At 70.6% G+C, this 16,893-nt stretch carries 13 protein-coding genes and 1 pseudogene; 7 read left to right on the plus strand and 7 right to left on the minus strand.

The genetic code is table 11. The annotated features are described in order from the left end of the window. Window positions 1-164: 164 nt before the first annotated feature. A complete protein-coding gene (locus AB0D34_RS33730; protein WP_362668579.1) occupies window positions 165-638 on the minus strand; it encodes a MarR family transcriptional regulator in 474 nt (157 codons plus the stop codon). Window positions 639-739: 101 nt separating this feature from the next. Here AB0D34_RS33730 and AB0D34_RS33735 point away from each other — a divergent pair, with 101 nt between their 5' ends. Next, window positions 740-1,396, plus strand: coding sequence for a maleylpyruvate isomerase family mycothiol-dependent enzyme (locus AB0D34_RS33735; protein WP_362668547.1), 657 nt, complete (start codon window positions 740-742; stop codon window positions 1,394-1,396). 165 nt (window positions 1,397-1,561) lie between these two features. Beyond that, window positions 1,562-3,130 carry an ATP-binding protein gene (locus AB0D34_RS33740; protein WP_362668549.1) on the plus strand — a complete coding sequence of 523 codons (1,569 nt, stop codon included), beginning with the start codon at window positions 1,562-1,564 and terminating at the stop codon, window positions 3,128-3,130. Window positions 3,131-3,423: 293 nt separating this feature from the next. On the opposite strand, the gene AB0D34_RS33745 is transcribed toward AB0D34_RS33740, so the two are convergent. Both AB0D34_RS33745 and AB0D34_RS33750 read right to left on the minus strand, forming a co-directional pair. Continuing rightward, on the minus strand, window positions 3,424-4,308 hold the full coding sequence (locus tag AB0D34_RS33745) for an aldo/keto reductase (RefSeq protein ID WP_362668551.1): 885 nt from the start codon (window positions 4,306-4,308) through the stop codon (window positions 3,424-3,426). A gap of 1 nt (window position 4,309) precedes the next feature. Beyond that, entirely contained in the window at window positions 4,310-5,221 is a 912-nt protein-coding gene (locus AB0D34_RS33750) for an NAD-dependent epimerase/dehydratase family protein (RefSeq protein WP_362668553.1), read from the minus strand. Between the two features lie 45 nt (window positions 5,222-5,266). On the opposite strand from AB0D34_RS33750, the gene AB0D34_RS33755 reads away from it, so the two are divergent. The 5 genes from AB0D34_RS33755 to AB0D34_RS33775 all read left to right on the plus strand — a co-directional run bounded on the left by AB0D34_RS33755 (window position 5,267) and on the right by AB0D34_RS33775 (window position 10,338). After that, entirely contained in the window at window positions 5,267-5,776 is a 510-nt protein-coding gene (locus AB0D34_RS33755; protein ID WP_362668556.1) for an Lrp/AsnC family transcriptional regulator, read from the plus strand. Window positions 5,777-5,805: 29 nt separating this feature from the next. Further along, a complete protein-coding gene (locus AB0D34_RS33760) occupies window positions 5,806-6,192 on the plus strand; it encodes a MerR family transcriptional regulator (protein WP_362668558.1) in 387 nt (128 codons plus the stop codon). Then, window positions 6,189-6,503, plus strand: a complete 315-nt coding sequence (locus AB0D34_RS33765; protein ID WP_330264377.1) for a thioredoxin domain-containing protein — start codon at window positions 6,189-6,191, stop codon at window positions 6,501-6,503. The genes AB0D34_RS33760 and AB0D34_RS33765 overlap by 4 nt, the downstream gene beginning before the upstream one ends. A 154-nt stretch (window positions 6,504-6,657) precedes the next feature. Continuing rightward, window positions 6,658-8,874, plus strand: coding sequence for a UvrD-helicase domain-containing protein (locus AB0D34_RS33770; RefSeq protein ID WP_362668581.1), 2,217 nt, complete (start codon window positions 6,658-6,660; stop codon window positions 8,872-8,874). Between the two features lie 78 nt (window positions 8,875-8,952). After that, entirely contained in the window at window positions 8,953-10,338 is a 1,386-nt protein-coding gene (locus AB0D34_RS33775) for a cytochrome (RefSeq protein ID WP_362668560.1), read from the plus strand. 150 nt (window positions 10,339-10,488) lie between these two features. Here the strand turns inward: AB0D34_RS33775 and glgB are convergent, their stop codons facing one another. The 4 genes and pseudogenes from glgB to AB0D34_RS33795 all read right to left on the minus strand — a co-directional run. After that, a complete protein-coding gene (glgB, locus tag AB0D34_RS33780) occupies window positions 10,489-13,059 on the minus strand; it encodes a 1,4-alpha-glucan branching enzyme (protein ID WP_362668563.1) in 2,571 nt (856 codons plus the stop codon). A 28-nt stretch (window positions 13,060-13,087) separates the two neighbouring features. Further along, window positions 13,088-14,476, minus strand: a complete 1,389-nt coding sequence (locus tag AB0D34_RS33785) for a maltokinase (protein ID WP_362668565.1) — start codon at window positions 14,474-14,476, stop codon at window positions 13,088-13,090. Window positions 14,477-14,578: 102 nt separating this feature from the next. Continuing rightward, window positions 14,579-16,279 carry a maltose alpha-D-glucosyltransferase gene (gene treS / locus AB0D34_RS33790; protein ID WP_362668567.1) on the minus strand — a complete coding sequence of 567 codons (1,701 nt, stop codon included), beginning with the start codon at window positions 16,277-16,279 and terminating at the stop codon, window positions 14,579-14,581. Continuing rightward, window positions 16,276-16,893: pseudogene (locus AB0D34_RS33795) on the minus strand (alpha-1,4-glucan--maltose-1-phosphate maltosyltransferase); the annotation flags it as partial. The gene treS and the pseudogene AB0D34_RS33795, both read right to left, overlap by 4 nt.

The raw sequence follows: 16,893 nt of genomic DNA on the forward strand, positions 1-16,893 counted from the left end.
CCGGAAATGTCCCGGCGACGGCGAGGGTCGTCACCGCGTGAAGGTGCTCGCGGCGCAACTGCTCCGCGACGGCGGCGCGTTCGGCCCGGCCCGCCGACAGGTGCTGGAAGGTGCCGGTGACGATCGCTTCCAGGAGTGCCTCCGCGACGGCGAGAAGGCGGCGATCATCGGCCGCCTCCCGCGTCGGGCCCGGTGGGCTCGGCCCACGGGTCGGTGATCTCCCGCAGCAGCGTCAGCGCCTCACGCAGCTGCTTCATACGGCGTCTGCCGAGATGTTCCTCCCACTCCTTCTCCACCTCCGCGACCACCCCGTCGGCGACCTCCTTCGCCGCCCACGCCTTCGCCGCGCCACGCACCAGCCGGGCCCGCTTGTCGGTCGGGTCCGGGACCCGGGTGACGTAACCCGCCTTCTCCAGCTGGTCGACCAGGAAGCCCGCGGTCTGCTTGGTGACCTGGGCCTGCTCGGCCAGTTCCGTCAGCCGCGTGCCGTTCGGGCCGATCCGCTGCATGACCCGGGCCTGGGCGGGCGTGAAGTCATCGAAGCCGGCCTCCGCGAGCGCGGCGAAGATGCGGTTCTCCAGAGCCCGGTACGGCAGGAACAGGAGCAGCCCCGTGTTGAGCTCGCTCTCCGCCACCATCGTCGACGCCCCCTCGCGCTGCCTACTGCTTACACTCACACTGCTTGACATTGGTCAGAGCCTCTGACTACTTTAGTCAGAGAAGCTTACCACTTGAGTGGGTGATTCCCGTGGGTGCAGTGCTGGACACCGACGAGCTCTGGCAGCTCGTCGACCGGGAGCGGACGAGCCTGGCCGAGCTGCTGGAGGGCCTGAGCCCCGAGGAGTGGGAGACGCGCACGCGCTGCGGGGACTGGCGGGTCAGGGACCTCGCCGCGCATCTGACGATCGCGGCGCGCTTCTCCTACGGCCAGGTCGTACGGGAGATGGTCCGGGCCCGCGGCGACTGGAACCGCATGATCCACGACTCCGCGGTCCGCGAGGCCGAGCTGCCCGTCACCGCGATCGTCTCCAACCTCCGCTCGATCATCGGCTCCCGCCGTCTCGCGCCGACCACCTCACCCCACGAACCCCTCCTCGACCTCCTCGTCCACGGCCAGGACATCGCCCTCGCCCTCGGCCGTGAGCGGGCGGTGCCGCCGGCGGCCGCGCGGGACTCCGCCGACCGTGTGTGGACCATGCGGTTCCCGCCGCGCCCCTGGCCCCTCCCGAAGGCCCGGCTCGTCGCCACCGACATCGAGTGGACGCGCGGGGAGGGCGAGGAGGTCCGCGGCCCGATCGCCGCCCTGCTCCTGCTGCTCACAGGACGCCCGGAGGCGGCCCGGGAGTATGCGGAGCGCACCGGGGAGCCGTGGACGGGGGTTACGGCTGCCCGGTGACGATCCGTGCGGTGGGTGCCGTACCCCCGCCCGTCTGCACCCCCTACCATCTCCCGCCCCTTTCCGTACCCTTCACGGCCACTTGCCCGAAATCCTTTGACCCGCCGCCTGCACGGCCCCCACGCTGGAGACCTCGGTGTGCGGGATCGACGTACGGAGGCGGGTATGGGGGAGCCGGAGGACCGGGGAGAGGCGAGTTACGCCTCTCTGGAGCGGGTCAGCGAACTGTTCCACGACTTCCTGAGGGCGGTCGCCCGTCCCCGGGACAAGGAGCGGGACGAAGCCCGCGACCTCAGTGGGCGACTCCGCGCCCACCTCGGCTTCACCCCCAGTGAACGCCCGGTCGTCAAGGCCGCCTACCCGCCCTTCGACCTCCCCAACGTCCACCTCGCCCTGGAGCGCTGGTTCACGGCGGAGCCCACCCGCTCCCACGAACTGATCGGCCTGCACGGCGCCCGCCACCACGGCGACCTCTCCCTCGGCGACATCCTCGAATCCGCCGACCGCTACGACCGTTTCGTGATCGGAGCCGTCGACTACGCCCAGCTGCCGGTCTCCCCCGACGAGGAACTCCCGTGCGTCTCCTGCGGGTTCTATCTCGGCACCGAGGGCGAGCAGCGGTTCGCGGTGCTGCTGCGCGGCCCGGCCGACGAGTACGGCCGCAACAAGGTCGAGGTCGAAGTCCTCGCCGAGACCAAGGAGTTCGGCGACCGGCTGCTCGCCGACCTCGACCGGCTCGTGCGCGAGCACAACATCTTCCGCGGCCAGGTCCTCTCCTTCGAGGGCGCGGAGTTCGGCTCTGGCCTCGGCCCGTTCCGCTTCCACCGCCGCCCCGGCCTCGCCCGCGAGGACATCGTGCTGCCCGAGGGCCTCCTGGAGCGCGTGGAGCGCCAGGTCGTGGGCGTGGCCCGGCGCCGCGAACAGCTGCGCGCGGCCGGCCAGCACCTGCGCCGCGGCCTCCTCCTGTACGGCCCGCCCGGCACCGGCAAGACCCACACGATCCGCTATCTCCTCTCCCACCTCCAGCAGTTCACCGTCGTGATCCTCTCCGGCACGAGCATCGACGCCATCGGCCCCGCCTGCTCCCTGGCCCGGATGCTGCAGCCCGCCCTCGTCGTCCTGGAGGACTGCGACCTGATCGCCGAGGCCCGCGACTACGGCGGCGGCGAACAGCCCCTGCTCTTCCAGGTGCTGAACGAGATGGACGGCCTGGGCGACGACGCCGATGTGGCTTTCCTGCTCACCACCAACCGCGCCGACCTCCTCGAACCCGCCCTCGTCCAGCGCCCAGGCCGCGTCGACCTCGCCGTCGAGATCCCGCTGCCCGACGTGGAGGGCCGCGCCCGCCTCCTCGACCTGTACGGCTCCGGCCTCGGCCTCGGCAAGGAGATCTCCGAGGAGGTCGTCACCCGCACCGAGGGCACGACGGCCTCCTTCACCAAGGAGCTGGTCCGCCGCGCCGTACTGATCGCCGCGGAACGCGAGGCGGCCCGCACCGAGGCGGCGGACGTCCGCGAGGCCCTCGACGAACTCCTCTCCGACAACGACCGGCTCACCCGCCGACTGCTCGGGGTGCGGACCGGCGAGGACGTCGAGGACGAGGAGGACGACGACTGGATGACGGACGCGGACGAGAGCGGCCCGCAGTTCTACGGCGGCGTGTATCTGGGCCCGGCCCCCGGTCGCCGTTTCCCCGGAATGCCGCCGGGCCACTACGCCCCGCCCCCGCGCTGACCTCCACGCGCCGGCGGCCTCGTGCAGCGGGCTGGTTCAGCCGTCTCCGGCTCCACGGCGGCGTGTATCCGGGCTCGGCCGCGGTCGCTGTTTCCTCGGGATGCCGCCGGGGCACTACGCCCCGCCGTCGCGCTGACCTCCACGCGCCGGCGGCCTCGTGCAGCGGGCTGGTTCAGCCGTCTCCGGCTCCACGGCGGCGTGTATCCGGGCTCGGCCGCGGTCGCCGTTTCCTCCGAATGCCGCCGGGCCACTTCGACCCGCCCGGACATTGAACCTCCCCGCCCCGGTGGCCGCTACACCCCGGCCGCCTCGTCCAACCGGCCCAGTTCAGCCGTCTCCAGCACCAGGTCCGCCGCCCCCGCCGAGTCCCGGGCTGTCGCGGGGCGGCTCGCTCCCGGGATCGGGATCACGACCGGTGACTTCGCCAACAGCCAGGCCAGACAGATCCGTTGGGGGCTCACCCCGCGCTCGGCGGCGACCTCGTGAAAGGCGCCCCGGGCCCCCGTGATCCCCGACGGCCCGTCCAGTGAGCTGCGCGAGATCCCGCCCAGCGGGCTCCACGGCAGGAAGGCCAGCCCCAGCTCCGCACACAGCCGCAGCTCGGCCTCGCCGGCCCGGACGGCGGGGGAGTACTGGTTCTGCACCGACACCAGCCGGTCCCCGAGGATCTCGCGCGCCGCACGGATCTGCCCCACGTCCGTGTTGGAGATCCCGGCGAGCCGGATCTTCCCCTCGTCGAGCAGCTCCCGCAGTGCGCCGACCGACTCCTCGAAGGGGACGGAAGGGTCGGGCTTGTGCAGGTGGTACAGCCCGATCGCCTCGACTCCCAGCCGTTTCAGGGAGGCCTCGGCGGCCGCCTTCAGATGTCCTGGGGTTCCGGTGACCGTCCAGCTGCCGTCGGCGGGCCGGCCCCGGCCGCCCTTGGTGGCGACCAGCACACCGGAGGTGTCCCCGCCGTAGGAGGCGAGCGCGCGGGCGACCAGGAGCTCGTTGTGGCCGGGTCCGGCGCCCGGGAGATGGTAGGAGTCGGCCGTGTCGACGAGGGTCACGCCCGCGTCGAGCGCCGCGTGCACGGTGGCCAGGGCGCGCCTCTCGTCCGGGCGGCCCTCGACGGACAGCGGCATCGCGCCGAGCCCGATCGCACTGACCCGCAGTCCACCCAGGGTGCGGTAGCGCATCTCAGACGTCCTTCCCGAGCGTCTCGGCGACGGCCCGCGGCAGCCATCGCCGTACGTGGCCGAAGGCGAACCCGAGCCGGGTGGCACGGGAGTTGTCCATGCCGTAGGAGCGGGCGAAGGAGAACGGCGAGACCTCCCCGACCTCGACCTGTTGGAGCACCGCCTTGCCGTCGGGGAGGTGCGCGGCCACCGCCTCGCACAGCTCCTCCGTGCTCAGCAGCCCGTGGGAGGCCGCGTTGACCGGCCCGGTGAAGTCCTGCCCCACCGTCCAGGCCAGGAAGTCGGCGATCTCCTCGACGTGGATGTAGGTGGCGGGCTGGTTGTCGACCGCGACGGCGACCGGCTCGCCGGTGCGGATGCGGTCGGCGTAGTAGGTCAGGCGGCCGGTGAAGTCGTCGGCACCGCCGAGGACATGGGCCACGCGGACGGCCGTGAAGGGAAACGCGGCATCGGCCGCGAACACGGACTCCGCCTGTCGCTTTCCCTCGCCGTAATGGGAATCGAGGAATTCGGGGTCGTCCCAGGGCAGTTCGAGGTCGACGGACACGGTCGCCGGGTCGACGGCGTCCTCCCGTACGGGGGCGATGGAGTCCTCGTACTCGTACACCTCCACCGTCGAGGTCATCACATAGCGGCGGGTGCGTCCGGCGAGGACCCGGCGGGCGATCGCGGCCTGGCGCGGGGTGTAGCAGACCTGGTCGACGACGACGTCGAACATGCCCGAGCCCAGGGCGCGCTTCAGGGAGGCCTCGTCGTCGCGGTCGGCGATCAGGTGGTCCGCTCCCGGAGGCGGCGCGGACGAGCCCCGGTTGAGGACCGTGACCCGGTCTCCCGCGTCCAGCAGCCGTGCGATCAGCCGCTTGCCGAAATAGCGGCTACCGCCGATGACGAGTATCTCCCGTGCCTTTTCCATGACCATAATTCTCCCGGCGTACGCCCACGTACTGAAGGGGGAACCATGGGAGTTCAGGTCGTAGCACCGAAAGAACCACGGCATCAGCGCCCCGCCACCGACGAAACCTCGGTGGCCTTCGATGCCCTGGACCGGCAGATCCTGGAGCTCCTCCAGACCGACGGCCGGATCAAGCTCAGCGAGCTGGGCCGCCGGGTTCGCCTCAGCCCGGCGGCGGTCACCGAGCGGGTGCGGCGCCTGGAGGGGGCGGGGGTGATCAGCGGCTACGGCGCCCAGGTGGTGCCGGCCCGGCTCGGCTACGGCATCCAGGCGTTCATCCGGGTCAACCCGCACGGCGGCTACAACCTGAGGCACCCGCGGACCCTGGAGCTGATGGAGCGGCCGGAGATCACCGAGGTGCACCATGTCGTCGGCGAGGACTGCTGGATCCTCAAGGTCGCCGTCCGGGACACCGTCCACCTGGAGGACGTTCTCGAAGAGGTGTCCGCGCTCGGGCGCACGACGACGTCGATCGTGCTGACCTCTCCCGTGCAGCGCAAACCGCTCTTGCCTTGACGTCGGCGTCAAGGCTTACGTTCACAGGCATGCGAATCGGCGAGCTGGCCGCACGGGCCGGGACCACCACGCGGACGCTGCGGTACTACGAGGCGCGGGGCCTGTTGCACGGGCGGCGGGCCGAGAACGGGTACCGGAGTTACGACGAGAGCGACCTGAAGCTGCTCCGGCAGATCAGGACGCTCCAGGACTTCGGGTTCGACCTGGAGGAGACGCGGCCCTTCGTGGAGTGTCTGCGCTCCGGTCACCCGGAGGGTGACACCTGTCCCGCGTCGATCGACGTCTACCGGCGCAAGCTGGACGAACTCGACTCCCTGATCGGTGAGTTGCAGGCGATACGGGCGAAGATCGGAGTGCGGCTGGCCACGGTCGACGGCACGGATCCGTTGTGCGAACTGGGAGGACAGGAACTGTGATCGACGTGACGGACGCGGATTTCGCCGCGGAGGTGATCGGGTCGGAGTTGCCGGTGCTGGTGGAGTTCACGGCGGACTGGTGCCCGCCGTGCCGGCAGATGGGGCCGGTGCTGCACGCCCTCGCCGCCGAGGAGGCCGATCGCCTCAAGGTGGTGCAGTTGAACGTGGATCTCAATCCGGAGACCACGAACGCCTACAAGGTCCTCTCGATGCCCACCTTCATGGTCTTCCGCGGCGGTGAGCCGGTGAAGTCCATGGTGGGAGCCCGGCCGAAGCGCCGCCTCCTGGAGGAACTGGCCGACGTGATCTGATTCCCCGGCACGAAGGAAATCCCCCGAGCAATTGCGCTCGGGGGATTTCCTTGCGTATATTGAATGGTTCGCGACTTCATGGGGATTGAGTCGCAAAGAAGTTCAGTGAGCACAGTATATCTGCGCGGGAGTGGAATTGTCAAACAGTGCTGAAATTCGCGGTGAGCAGGAATTCATCGACAACCTGTACGCACACGTGGACGCCCTGCGCGGCGACACCGAGGCCTCCGTCACGGACGCCCTCGCCCAGGGCAACACCCCCATGCAGGCCCGCCTCGAGCGGGACATCCTGGTCGCCGAGCGCTCCGGCCTGCTGGCCGCACTGAACGCGGTCGACGGCTCGCTCTGCTTCGGCCGGATCGACCTCACCTCGGGTGTCACCCACCACATCGGCCGGATCGGACTGCGCACCGAGGACGCCGAGCGCACGCCGATCCTCATCGACTGGCGGGCCGAGGTCGCCCGCCCCTTCTACCTGGCCACCGGCCACACCCCGATGGGCCTGCGCCGCCGTCGGCACATCGGCACCGACGGCCGCCGGGTGACCGACCTGCACGACGAGATCCTCGACCTGGGCGACCAGGAGCGCACCGGCCACGAGGACCCGACCGGCGACGCCGTCCTGCTCGCCGCCCTCAACTCCGCGCGCACCGGCCGCATGAGCGACATCGTGCAGACCATCCAGGCCGAACAGGACGAGATCATCCGCGCGCCCCATCGCGGCGTGCTGGTGGTCGAGGGCGGCCCGGGCACCGGCAAGACGGCCGTGGCCCTGCACCGGGCCGCCTATCTCCTCTACGAACACCGTGAGCTGCTCGCCAAGCGGGCCGTGCTGATCGTCGGCCCCAACCCGGCGTTCCTCGGCTACATCGGCGAGGTACTGCCCTCGCTGGGCGAGACCGGGGTGCTCCTCGCCACGGTCGGCGAGCTCTTTCCCGGCGTGAAGGCGACGGCGACCGACAGCCGCGCGGCCGCCGCCGTGAAGGGGCGGGCCGACATGGCGGACGTCCTCGCCGACGTCGTAAGCGACTGGCAGGCGCTGCCCGACCCGGTGATCGCGATCGAGCACGACCGTGAGGTCCTGATGCTCGACGACGGCCTGGTCAAGGTCGCCCGGGAGAAGACCCGGGCCGCCCGGCTGCCCCACAACGTGGCCCGCGAGCACTTCGAGGGCCACATCCTCAACACCCTCACCGAGTTGTACGCCGAGCGGGTCGGCACCGACCCGTACGACGGCAGCAGCCTCCTCGACGCGAGCGACATCACCCAGATCCGCGACGAGATCGCCGAGAACCCCGAAGTCTGGGCCGCCATCGACCAGTTGTGGCCGCGACTGACCCCGCAGCGGCTGGTCGCCGACTTCCTCGCCGATCCCGTCGGCCACCTCCCCGACGAGGACGCGGCCGCGATCCGCCGCCCGGTGACCCGGGGCTGGACCGTGGCGGACGTACCGCTGCTCGACGAGGCGGCCGAACTCCTCGGCGTGGACGAGCGGGTGGCCCGGGCGCGGGCCGAGCGCGAGCGGGAGACACAGGTCGCGTACGCGCAGGGCGTGCTCGACGTGTCGTACGCCTCGCGCACCTACGAGTTCGAGGACAAGGACGAGGAGGACTCCGAGGTCCTGTCCGCGCACGACATCATCGACGCCGAGCGGTTCGCCGAGCGCCAGGAGGAGGACGACCACCGCAGCGCCGCCGAACGCGCGGCCGCGGACCGCACCTGGGCCTTCGGGCACATCATCGTGGACGAGGCGCAGGAACTCTCGCCGATGGCCTGGCGGTTGCTCATGCGCCGCAGCCCCACCCGCTCGATGACCCTGGTCGGCGACCCGGCGCAGACCGCGGAGGCGGCGGGCGTGGGTTCGTGGCAGAAGATCCTGGAGCCGTATGTCGAGGACCGCTGGGAGCAGACCCGGCTGGGCGTCAACTACCGGACCCCGGCCGAGATCATGGAGCTCGCGGCGGCCGTCGTACGCGCGGAGAACCCCGACTTCGAACCCCCGAGTTCGGTCCGTTCGACCGGCGTACGGCCGTGGGTGCGTGCCACCGACGACCTGCCCGGCGCGGTCGCCGAGGCCGTGAAGGAGCTGACCCCCGCCGAGGGGCGGCTCGCGGTCATCGCCCCGCGCCATCTGCACCGCAGGCTGGCGGCCCGGCTCGACGGGGTGACGGCGGGCGCTCAGCCGGACCTGACCCGGACCGTCGTCCTGCTCGACCCGCGGCAGTCGAAGGGCCTCGAATTCGACTCGGTGCTCGTGGTCGAGCCCGGCCTCTACGGCACGAGCGACCTCTATGTGGCGCTGACCCGGGCGACCCAGCGGCTGGGGGTGCTGCACACGGGCCGACTGCCGAAGGCGCTGGTCACCACCTGAGTATCAGGTATCACCAACCCGTAACAGTTCACGCCCGAGTCACTGCTTGTGCACGGTCGGTAGGGTAAGCGTGTCGATATGGAAGCCCATTCCCACGCCGTCCCGCCGGCCGACGGCACCCCGCTCGGCTCACTGCCCGTCGAACCGTTGCTCACTGCCGAGTTCGACGTCGATCCCGGCGCGGTGTACGAGCGGCTGCGCGACACCTACGGTCCGGTGGCGCCGGTCGGTCTGATGGGTGTGCCGGTGTGGCTGGTGCTCGGGTACACCGAGGTGACCGAGGTGCTGCGGAACGAGGGGCTGTGGCGGCGGGACATCCGGTACTGGCGGGCGCGGGCGGAGGGGCGGCTGCCACGGGACTGGCCGCTGCTGGCCGGTTACGAGGTCCGGCAGATGATGTTCATGGACGACGAGGAGCATCTGGGGTCCCGGCGCACCCATCACTCGGCGCTCAGTCCCTTCCAGGACGCGCGGAGTCCGGAGGGGTGGGAAGTACGGGCCGCTGTCGCGCGGTACGCCGACGAGCTGGTCCGGATGCTGGCCGCGGAGTCGGGGACGGTGGGGTTCGCCGACCTCGGGGCGCAGTACACGCGGCCGTTGCTGCTCATGGTCACGACGCAGCTGTTCGGCTGTCCCGTGGAGCTGGGCGACGCACTCGTCATGGACCTGTGGCGGATGCTGGACGGCGGGCCGGACTCGGGGCCGGCGACGGCCCGGGCGCTGGGCGCGTTCACCCGTCTCGCCGCGCATCGACGGGCCCTGCCCGGCGACGACCTCACGTCGTACATGCTGCTCGCGGATCCGCAGCTGAGTGACGAACAGCTCGGGCGGGAGCTGTTCATGAACGCCGTCTACCTGAACGACATCACCGGGAACATGGTGCTCAACACGCTGCTGGAGGTGCTGCGCGGCAACGCGGCGGTCCGGCGGAGCCTGTCGGCCGGGCAGCTCGGTGAAACGGTCAACCGGGCGGCGCTGGTGAATCCTCCGGTGGCCAACATGTGCTTTCGGTTCGCGGCGCGGGATGTGCGGCTGGGGGATGTGTGGGTGCGGGCGGGGGACGCGGTGTCGCCGTCCGCGGCGGCCGCGCACCGCGATCTGCTGGCGATCGGCTCGTCCCACATGGTGGGGTCGACGGTGTCCACGCGGGCGCATCTGGGGTGGGGCGCGGGGCCGCATCAATGTCCCAGTGCGGCGCGGGAGTTGGGCGGGATGATCGTGTCGACGGCGGTGGGGCGGGTGCTGGACCACTTCGTGCGCGCGGAGTTGACGCTGCCGTCGGATCAGTTGCCGTGGCGGTCGGGGCCGGTGGTGCGGGGGTTGCGGTTGTTGCCGGTGCGGTATGAGCTGGGGGCGGGGGTGCCTGCGTCCCGGCGCCCGGACCCGACTCCGGAGAACGGGGGCGAGATGCCGGTCCGGGGCCTGCTGGCGTCTCTGCGCAGGCTCATGTTCGGCGGCCGCTGAATGCCTTTCCTCGCCCCCGCCGCCCCTACCTGTCCCGTCCCCAGGGGGCTCCGCCCCCTTCGACCCCTGCTCCTCAAACGCCGGAGGGGCTGATTTCAGCCCGTCCGGCGTTTGAGGACGGGTCGGGGCGGCGGGGGCGAAAGAAGATACCTACGCCGGCCGCAGCCACACCGTCCCCAGGGGCGGCAGTGTCAGCTGGATGCTGGCCGGGCGGCCGTGCCAGCCCTGGGGGTCCGGTTTGATCACGTCGGGGTTGGTGATGTCGCCGCCGCCGTACTTGGCCGTGTCCGTGTTCAGGGATTCGAGCCAGGCCGGGATGTCGTCGGGGGCGCCCAGGCGGTAGTCGTGGCGGACCACGGGGGAGAGGTTGGAGACCGCGAGGAGCGGGGTGCCCTCCGCGTCGTAGCGAAGGAACGCGAAGACGTTGTCCTCGGACGCGTCGCCCACGATCCACTGGAAGCCCGACGGGTCGACATCGCGCTGCCACAGCGCGGGGGTGTGGCGGTAGACCACGTTCAGGTCGCGGACCAGGTCGCGCACGCCCCGGTGGTCGGCCTCGGCGCCGTACGCCGGGTCGAGGAGCCACCAGTCCGGTCCGTGCGCCTCGGACCACTCGGCGCCCTGGGCGAACTCCTGGCCCATGAAGAGGAGTTGCTTGCCGGGATGGGCCCACATGAAGGCCAGGTACGCACGCAGATTGGCCCGCTGCTGCCACCAGTCGCCCGGCATCTTCGAGACCAACGAGCGCTTGCCGTGGACCACTTCGTCGTGCGAGATCGGGAGCACGTAGTTCTCGCTGTACGCGTACACCATCGAGAACGTCATCTCGCCGTGGTGGTACTTGCGGTGCACCGGCTCGTGGCTCATGTAGTCCAGCGAGTCGTGCATCCAGCCCATGTTCCACTTCAGGCCGAAGCCGAGGCCACCGAAGCCGCCCGGGCCCAGGTGGTGGGTCGCGCGGGTCACGCCGTCCCAGGCGGTCGACTCCTCCGCGATCGTCACCACGCCCGGGACCCGGCGGTACACCGTCGCGTTCATCTCCTGGAGGAAGTCCACCGCGTCCAGGTTCTCCCGGCCGCCGTGCGCGTTCGGGACCCACTGCCCCGGCTCGCGCGAGTAGTCGAGGTACAGCATCGAGGCGACCGCGTCGACCCGCAGGCCGTCGATGTGGAACTCCTCGCACCAGTAAATGGCGTTCGCCACCAGGAAGTTGCGCACCTCCCGGCGGCCGTAGTCGAACTCCAGGGTGCCCCAGTCCGGGTGGGCCGCCCGCAGCGGGTCCTCGTGCTCGTACAGGGTCCGGCCGTCGAACTCCGCCAACGCCCAGTCGTCGCGCGGGAAGTGCGCCGGCACCCAGTCCATCAGGACGCCGACACCGGCCTGGTGGAGCGCGTCCACCAGGTACTTGAAGTCGTCGGGGGTGCCGAGCCGGGCCGTCGGCGCGTAGAAGCCGGTGACCTGGTAGCCCCAGGAACCGCCGAAGGGGTGCTCGGCGACCGGCATCAGCTCGACGTGGGTGAAGCCCAGGTCCTTGACATAGGCGGGGAGCTGCTCGGCGAGTTGACGGTACGTCAGTCCCGGGCGCCAGGACGGCAGATGGACCTCGTACACCGAGAAGGGGGCCTCGTGGGCCGGGGCGCCCTCCGCGCGGCGGGCCAGCCACTCCGCGTCCCCCCACTCGTGGTGCGAGGCGTGGATGATCGAGGAGGTGTTGGGCGGGACCTCCGTACGGCGGGCCAGCGGGTCCGCGCGCAGGGTCTTCGAGCCGTCGGGCCGGGTGATCTCGAACTTGTACAGCTCGCCCTCGCCGATCCCGGGCACGAACAGCTCCCAGACACCGGTGGAGCCGAGGGAGCGCATCGCGAACGCCGAGGGGTCCCAGAAGTTGAAGGAGCCGGCCACCCGCACCCCGCGCGCGTTCGGCGCCCACACCGTGAAGCGTGTTCCGGTGACGCCCTGGTGGGTCATGGGCTGCGCGCCCAGCGCCGTCCACAGCTGCTCGTGCCGGCCCTCGCCGATCAGATGCAGGTCGAGGTCGCCGAGCGCGGGCAGGAAGGCGTACGCGTCCTCGGTGTCCTGGACCGTCTCCTCGTACGCCACGAGGAGGCGGTAGGCCGGGACCTCGCTCAGGGGGAGCAGGCCGGAGAAGAAGCCGTCCCCGTCGTCGTGCAGCTCGGCCCGGAGCGTTCCGGCGACGACGGTGACGGCCAGGGCGTACGGCCGGAACACCCGGAAGGCCACCCCGCCGGGCACGGGGTGGGCGCCGAGCACGGAGTGCGGGGCGTGATGGGTACCGGCGAGCAGTCGGTCGCGGTCGTCGGCGCCCAGGGCAGGGGAGACGGGTGACTCCGGCGGTGGAGCGGAGGCGGGGACCGCGACCGGCTCGGCGACGGCCACCGGCTCCGCCGCGGTCCGCTCGACGGCGCCCTTCGCGGCGACCGGCTTGCGCGCCGCGGTCTTCTTGGCGGTCGCTTTCTTGGCCGCGGCCTTCTTCACGGCAGGCTTCCCGACGCCCGCCTGGCCGACCGGCACCTTCTTGGCGGCCGCCTTCTCGGCACCGGCCTTCTTGGCGGGCGGCTTCTTGGCCACCGACTCCGCTTTCTTCGCCGAGGCCTTCTTGGTGACCGCCTTCTCCGCGGCCTTCTTCACGCTCTTCGCCGCTTTCGCGGTCTTCGCGGCCTTCTTCTTCGGATCCGAACCGCTGGGGGTGGGCGGGGTCACGTGCGGTGCCTCCTCGGCGAAGGTCGGGTCAGATCAGGTCGGTTGTCGCGTACCGTGCCACCGCGGCCATCGGCACCTGGAGCCAGTCCGGCCGGTGCCGGGCCTCGTAGACGACTTCGTATATCGCCTTGTCGGTCTCGTACGCGCGCAGCAGCACCGGATCGGTCCGCGGGTCCACACCGCTGACCTCGGCGTATCCGGAGCAGTACGCGGCCCGGCAGGCGTCGGCCCAGCCCGGCACCGGAAGGTCGGTCGAGTGGGCCGCGTAGTCGAAGGAGCGCAGCATGCCCGCGATGTCCCGGGCCGTGGGCTGCGGCAGCCGGCGCTCCGCGAGCGGTTTGGACGGCTCGCCCTCGAAGTCGATCAGCGACCACTGCCCGGAGGGCGAACGCAGACACTGCCCGAGATGCAGATCGCCGTGGATGCGCTGCGCGGTCCAGGTGGTGCCCTCGGCGGCCAGATCGCCCAGCGCGGTGAACGCGGAGTGCAGACCCGGCGCGTACGGCCGCAGCGCCGGCACCGCCTGTACGGCCGCCTCCAGCCGCTCGATCATGCCGTCGACCAGCAGTTGCAGCTGCTGATGGCCGAGCGTGACGGTCGGCAGGGCCCGGGCGAGCGCGGTGTGCACCTCGGCGGTGGCCCGCCCGAGGGCATGCGCCTCCGCGCCGAAGTCCTCGCCCTTGGCCAGCTCGCGCAGCGCCAGCTCCCAGCCGTCCGACGCGCCCTGCAGGAAGGGCTGCAGGACCCCCAGGGTGTACGGCTCTCCCGCCAGCTCCGCCCGCAGCCACCCCGTTGGCGCCGGCACCCGGGGGCAGCCCTCCCGGGCCAGCGCGAGCGGGAGCTCCAGGTCGGGGTTGACGCCGGGCACGATCCGGCGCAACAGCTTCAGGATGAACGTATCTCCGAAGACGATCGACGAGTTGGACTGCTCGGCGGTCATCACCCGGGCCACCAGACCGTCCCGGATCTCCTGGCGCGGGTCCCGTTCGAAACGCAGCCCGCCGATCCGGGCTCCGGTGCGGATCGCCTCCAGGAGCAGTTCGGCGGGCAGGGGGTCGTGGAGGGCGTCGTACGCGGTACGGCCGGTGAGAGGGCCCTCCTCGATGTGGCCGATCAGCGCGGGCGCCAGCCGGGGCGGCAGCGCCTCGCGCACGCCTATGAGGAGCTGGTAGCAGTCACCGGGGTGCGGCGGGGCGCCCACGGTGAGCGGCTGGTGGGCGCGGACCAGCAGGTGGTACAGGCCGAGCCGGGCCGTGGACGGCAGCAGTTCGGTGGCCGCCACCAGCGTGAACCCGGTGACCGGGCGCCCTTTTCCCGCGAACCAGCGCTGCCTCGGCAGCCACTCGCGCAGAAGTGGATCGAGGGAGGCGAGGAGGCCGGGACTTGTCGTGGCGGTACGGGTGACGGCTTCCGACATGGGGTGGCGTCCTTTCCCCGGGCTGGCTGGTCGGGGTGTTACTGATGCGTGCCCCGGGCGGGGCGGTGGAAACCGCCCCGCGCGAGACCTGCGCGATGGCGGCTAGGCGGCGTCCTTGCGCAGCCGGAACCAGTAGAAGCCGTGCCCGCCGAGGGTCAGCAGATACGGCAGCTCACCGACGGCCGGGAAGCGCACCCCGCCGAACAGCTCGACCGGGTGCCGCCCGTTGAAGGCGCTCAGATCCAGCTCCGTGGGCTGCGCGAACCGCGAGAAGTTGTGTACGCACAGCACCAGGTCGTCCTCGTACTCCCGCAGAAAGGCGAGTACCGCGGGGTTGGAGGACGGCAGCTCGGTGAAGGACCCGAGTCCGAAGGCCGGGTTCTGCTTGCGGATCTCGATCATCCGGCGGGTCCAGTGCAGCAACGACGAGGGCGACGCCATCGACGCCTCGACATTGGTGACCTGGTAGCCGTAGACCGGGTCCATGATGGTCGGCAGGAACAGCCGCCCGGGGTCACAGGACGAAAATCCCGCGTTACGGTCCGGTGTCCACTGCATGGGGGTGCGGACGGCGTCGCGGTCGCCGAGCCAGATGTTGTCGCCCATGCCGATCTCGTCGCCGTAGTAGAGGATCGGCGAGCCCGGGAGGGACAGGAGCAGCGCGGTGAACAGCTCGATCTGGTTGCGGTCGTTGTCGAGCAGGGGGGCGAGCCGCCGCCTGATCCCGATGTTGGCGCGCATGCGTGGGTCCTTGGCGTACTCGGCCCACATGTAGTCGCGTTCCTCGTCGGTGACCATTTCGAGGGTGAGCTCGTCGTGGTTGCGCAGGAAGATGCCCCACTGGCAGTTGGAGGGGATCGCCGGGGTCTTCGCGAGGATTTCCGAGACGGGATACCTGGATTCCCTGCGCACCGCCATGAAGATGCGGGGCATCACCGGGAAGTGGAACGCCATGTGGCACTCGTCGCCGCCGGACTCGTAGTCGCCGAAGTAGTCGACGACGTCTTCCGGCCACTGGTTCGCCTCCGCCAGGACCACCGTGTCCGGGTAGGAGGCGTCGATCTCCTTGCGGACCCGCTTGAGGAACTCATGGGTTGCCGGAAGGTTTTCGCAGTTGGTGCCCTCCTCCTGGTACAGGTACGGCACCGCGTCCAGGCGGAAGCCGTCGATGCCCAGGTCCAGCCAGAAGCGCAGGGCGGAGATCATCTCCTCCTGCACGGCCGGGTTCTCGTAGTTGAGGTCCGGCTGGTGGGAGAAGAAGCGGTGCCAGAAGTACTGCTTGCGGACCGGGTCGAAGGTCCAGTTGGACGCCTCGGTGTCGACGAAGATGATCCGCGCGTCCTGGTACTGCTTGTCGTCGTCGGCCCAGACGTAGTAGTCGCCGTAGGGGCCGTCGGGGTTGGCGCGGGACTCCTGGAACCACGGGTGCTGGTCGCTGGTGTGGTTCATGACGAAGTCGATGATGACCCGCATACCGCGCTGGTGGGCGGCGTCGACGAACTCCACGAAGTCGGCGAGGTCACCGAACTCCGGGAGGACGGCGGTGTAGTCGGAGACGTCGTAACCGCCGTCCCTGAGCGGTGACTTGAAGAACGGCGGCAGCCACAGGCAGTCGATACCCAGCCACTGGAGGTAGTCCAGTTTGGCGGTGATGCCCTTGAGGTCGCCGACGCCGTCGCCGTTGCTGTCCTGGAAGGAACGGACCAGCACCTCGTAGAAGACCGCTCGTTTGAACCAGTCAGGGTCCCGGTCCTTCGCCGGGGTGTCCTCGAAGGTGTCCGGGACGGGCTCGTTGACGATCATGTTGTGGGTGACCCTCCGATCTGCGGGGTGGACGGTCGCAGGACGGTGAGGATGTGCGCGGGGCGAGTGCCCGGTTCGAGACGCACGTAGTTCGCCCTGCCCCAGTGATAGGTCTCACCGGTGAGCTCGTCGCGCACCGGCACCGACTCGTGCCATTCCAGGCCGAGTTGCGGCATGTCCAACGAGACCGTGGCCTCCTGGGTGTGGTGCGGGTCGAGGTTCACGACCACCAGAACCGTGTTCGAACCGCTCCGCTTCGAGTACGCGATCACCTCGTCCTTGTCCGCGTGGTGGAAGTGGAGGTCGCGCAGCTGCCGCAGTGCCGGGTTGTCCCGCCGGATCGTGTTGAGGCGGGTGATGAGCGGGGCGAGGCTGTCGTCGGTGTCCCAGTTGCGGGCCTTGAGCTGGTACTTCTCCGAGTCGAGGTACTCCTCGCTGCCCGCGCGCAGCGGGGTGTTCTCGGCGAGTTCGTAGCCGGAGTAGATGCCCCAGGTCGGCGACAGGGTCGCGGCAAGGACGGCGCGCAGGGCGAAGGCCGGGCGGCCGCCGTGCTGGAGGAACTCGTGCAGGATGTCGGGGGTGTTGGCGAAGAAGTTCGGCCGCATGTAGGAGGC

It is taken from the genome of Streptomyces sp. NPDC048420, assembly GCF_040651535.1.
Classification (GTDB): domain Bacteria; phylum Actinomycetota; class Actinomycetes; order Streptomycetales; family Streptomycetaceae; genus Streptomyces.

Coding starts and splice junctions, on each gene's coding strand:
- AB0D34_RS33730 (WP_362668579.1), bottom strand. CDS start 638: ATGGTGGCGGAGAGCGAGCTCAACACGGGGCTGCTCCTGTTCCTGCCG.
- AB0D34_RS33740 (WP_362668549.1), top strand. CDS start 1,562: ATGGGGGAGCCGGAGGACCGGGGAGAGGCGAGTTACGCCTCTCTGGAG.
- AB0D34_RS33745 (WP_362668551.1), bottom strand. CDS start 4,308: ATGCGCTACCGCACCCTGGGTGGACTGCGGGTCAGTGCGATCGGGCTC.
- AB0D34_RS33750 (WP_362668553.1), bottom strand. CDS start 5,221: ATGGAAAAGGCACGGGAGATACTCGTCATCGGCGGTAGCCGCTATTTC.
- AB0D34_RS33755 (WP_362668556.1), top strand. CDS start 5,267: ATGGGAGTTCAGGTCGTAGCACCGAAAGAACCACGGCATCAGCGCCCC.
- AB0D34_RS33760 (WP_362668558.1), top strand. CDS start 5,806: ATGCGAATCGGCGAGCTGGCCGCACGGGCCGGGACCACCACGCGGACG.
- AB0D34_RS33775 (WP_362668560.1), top strand. CDS start 8,953: ATGGAAGCCCATTCCCACGCCGTCCCGCCGGCCGACGGCACCCCGCTC.
- AB0D34_RS33785 (WP_362668565.1), bottom strand. CDS start 14,476: ATGTCGGAAGCCGTCACCCGTACCGCCACGACAAGTCCCGGCCTCCTC.
- treS (WP_362668567.1), bottom strand. CDS start 16,279: ATGATCGTCAACGAGCCCGTCCCGGACACCTTCGAGGACACCCCGGCG.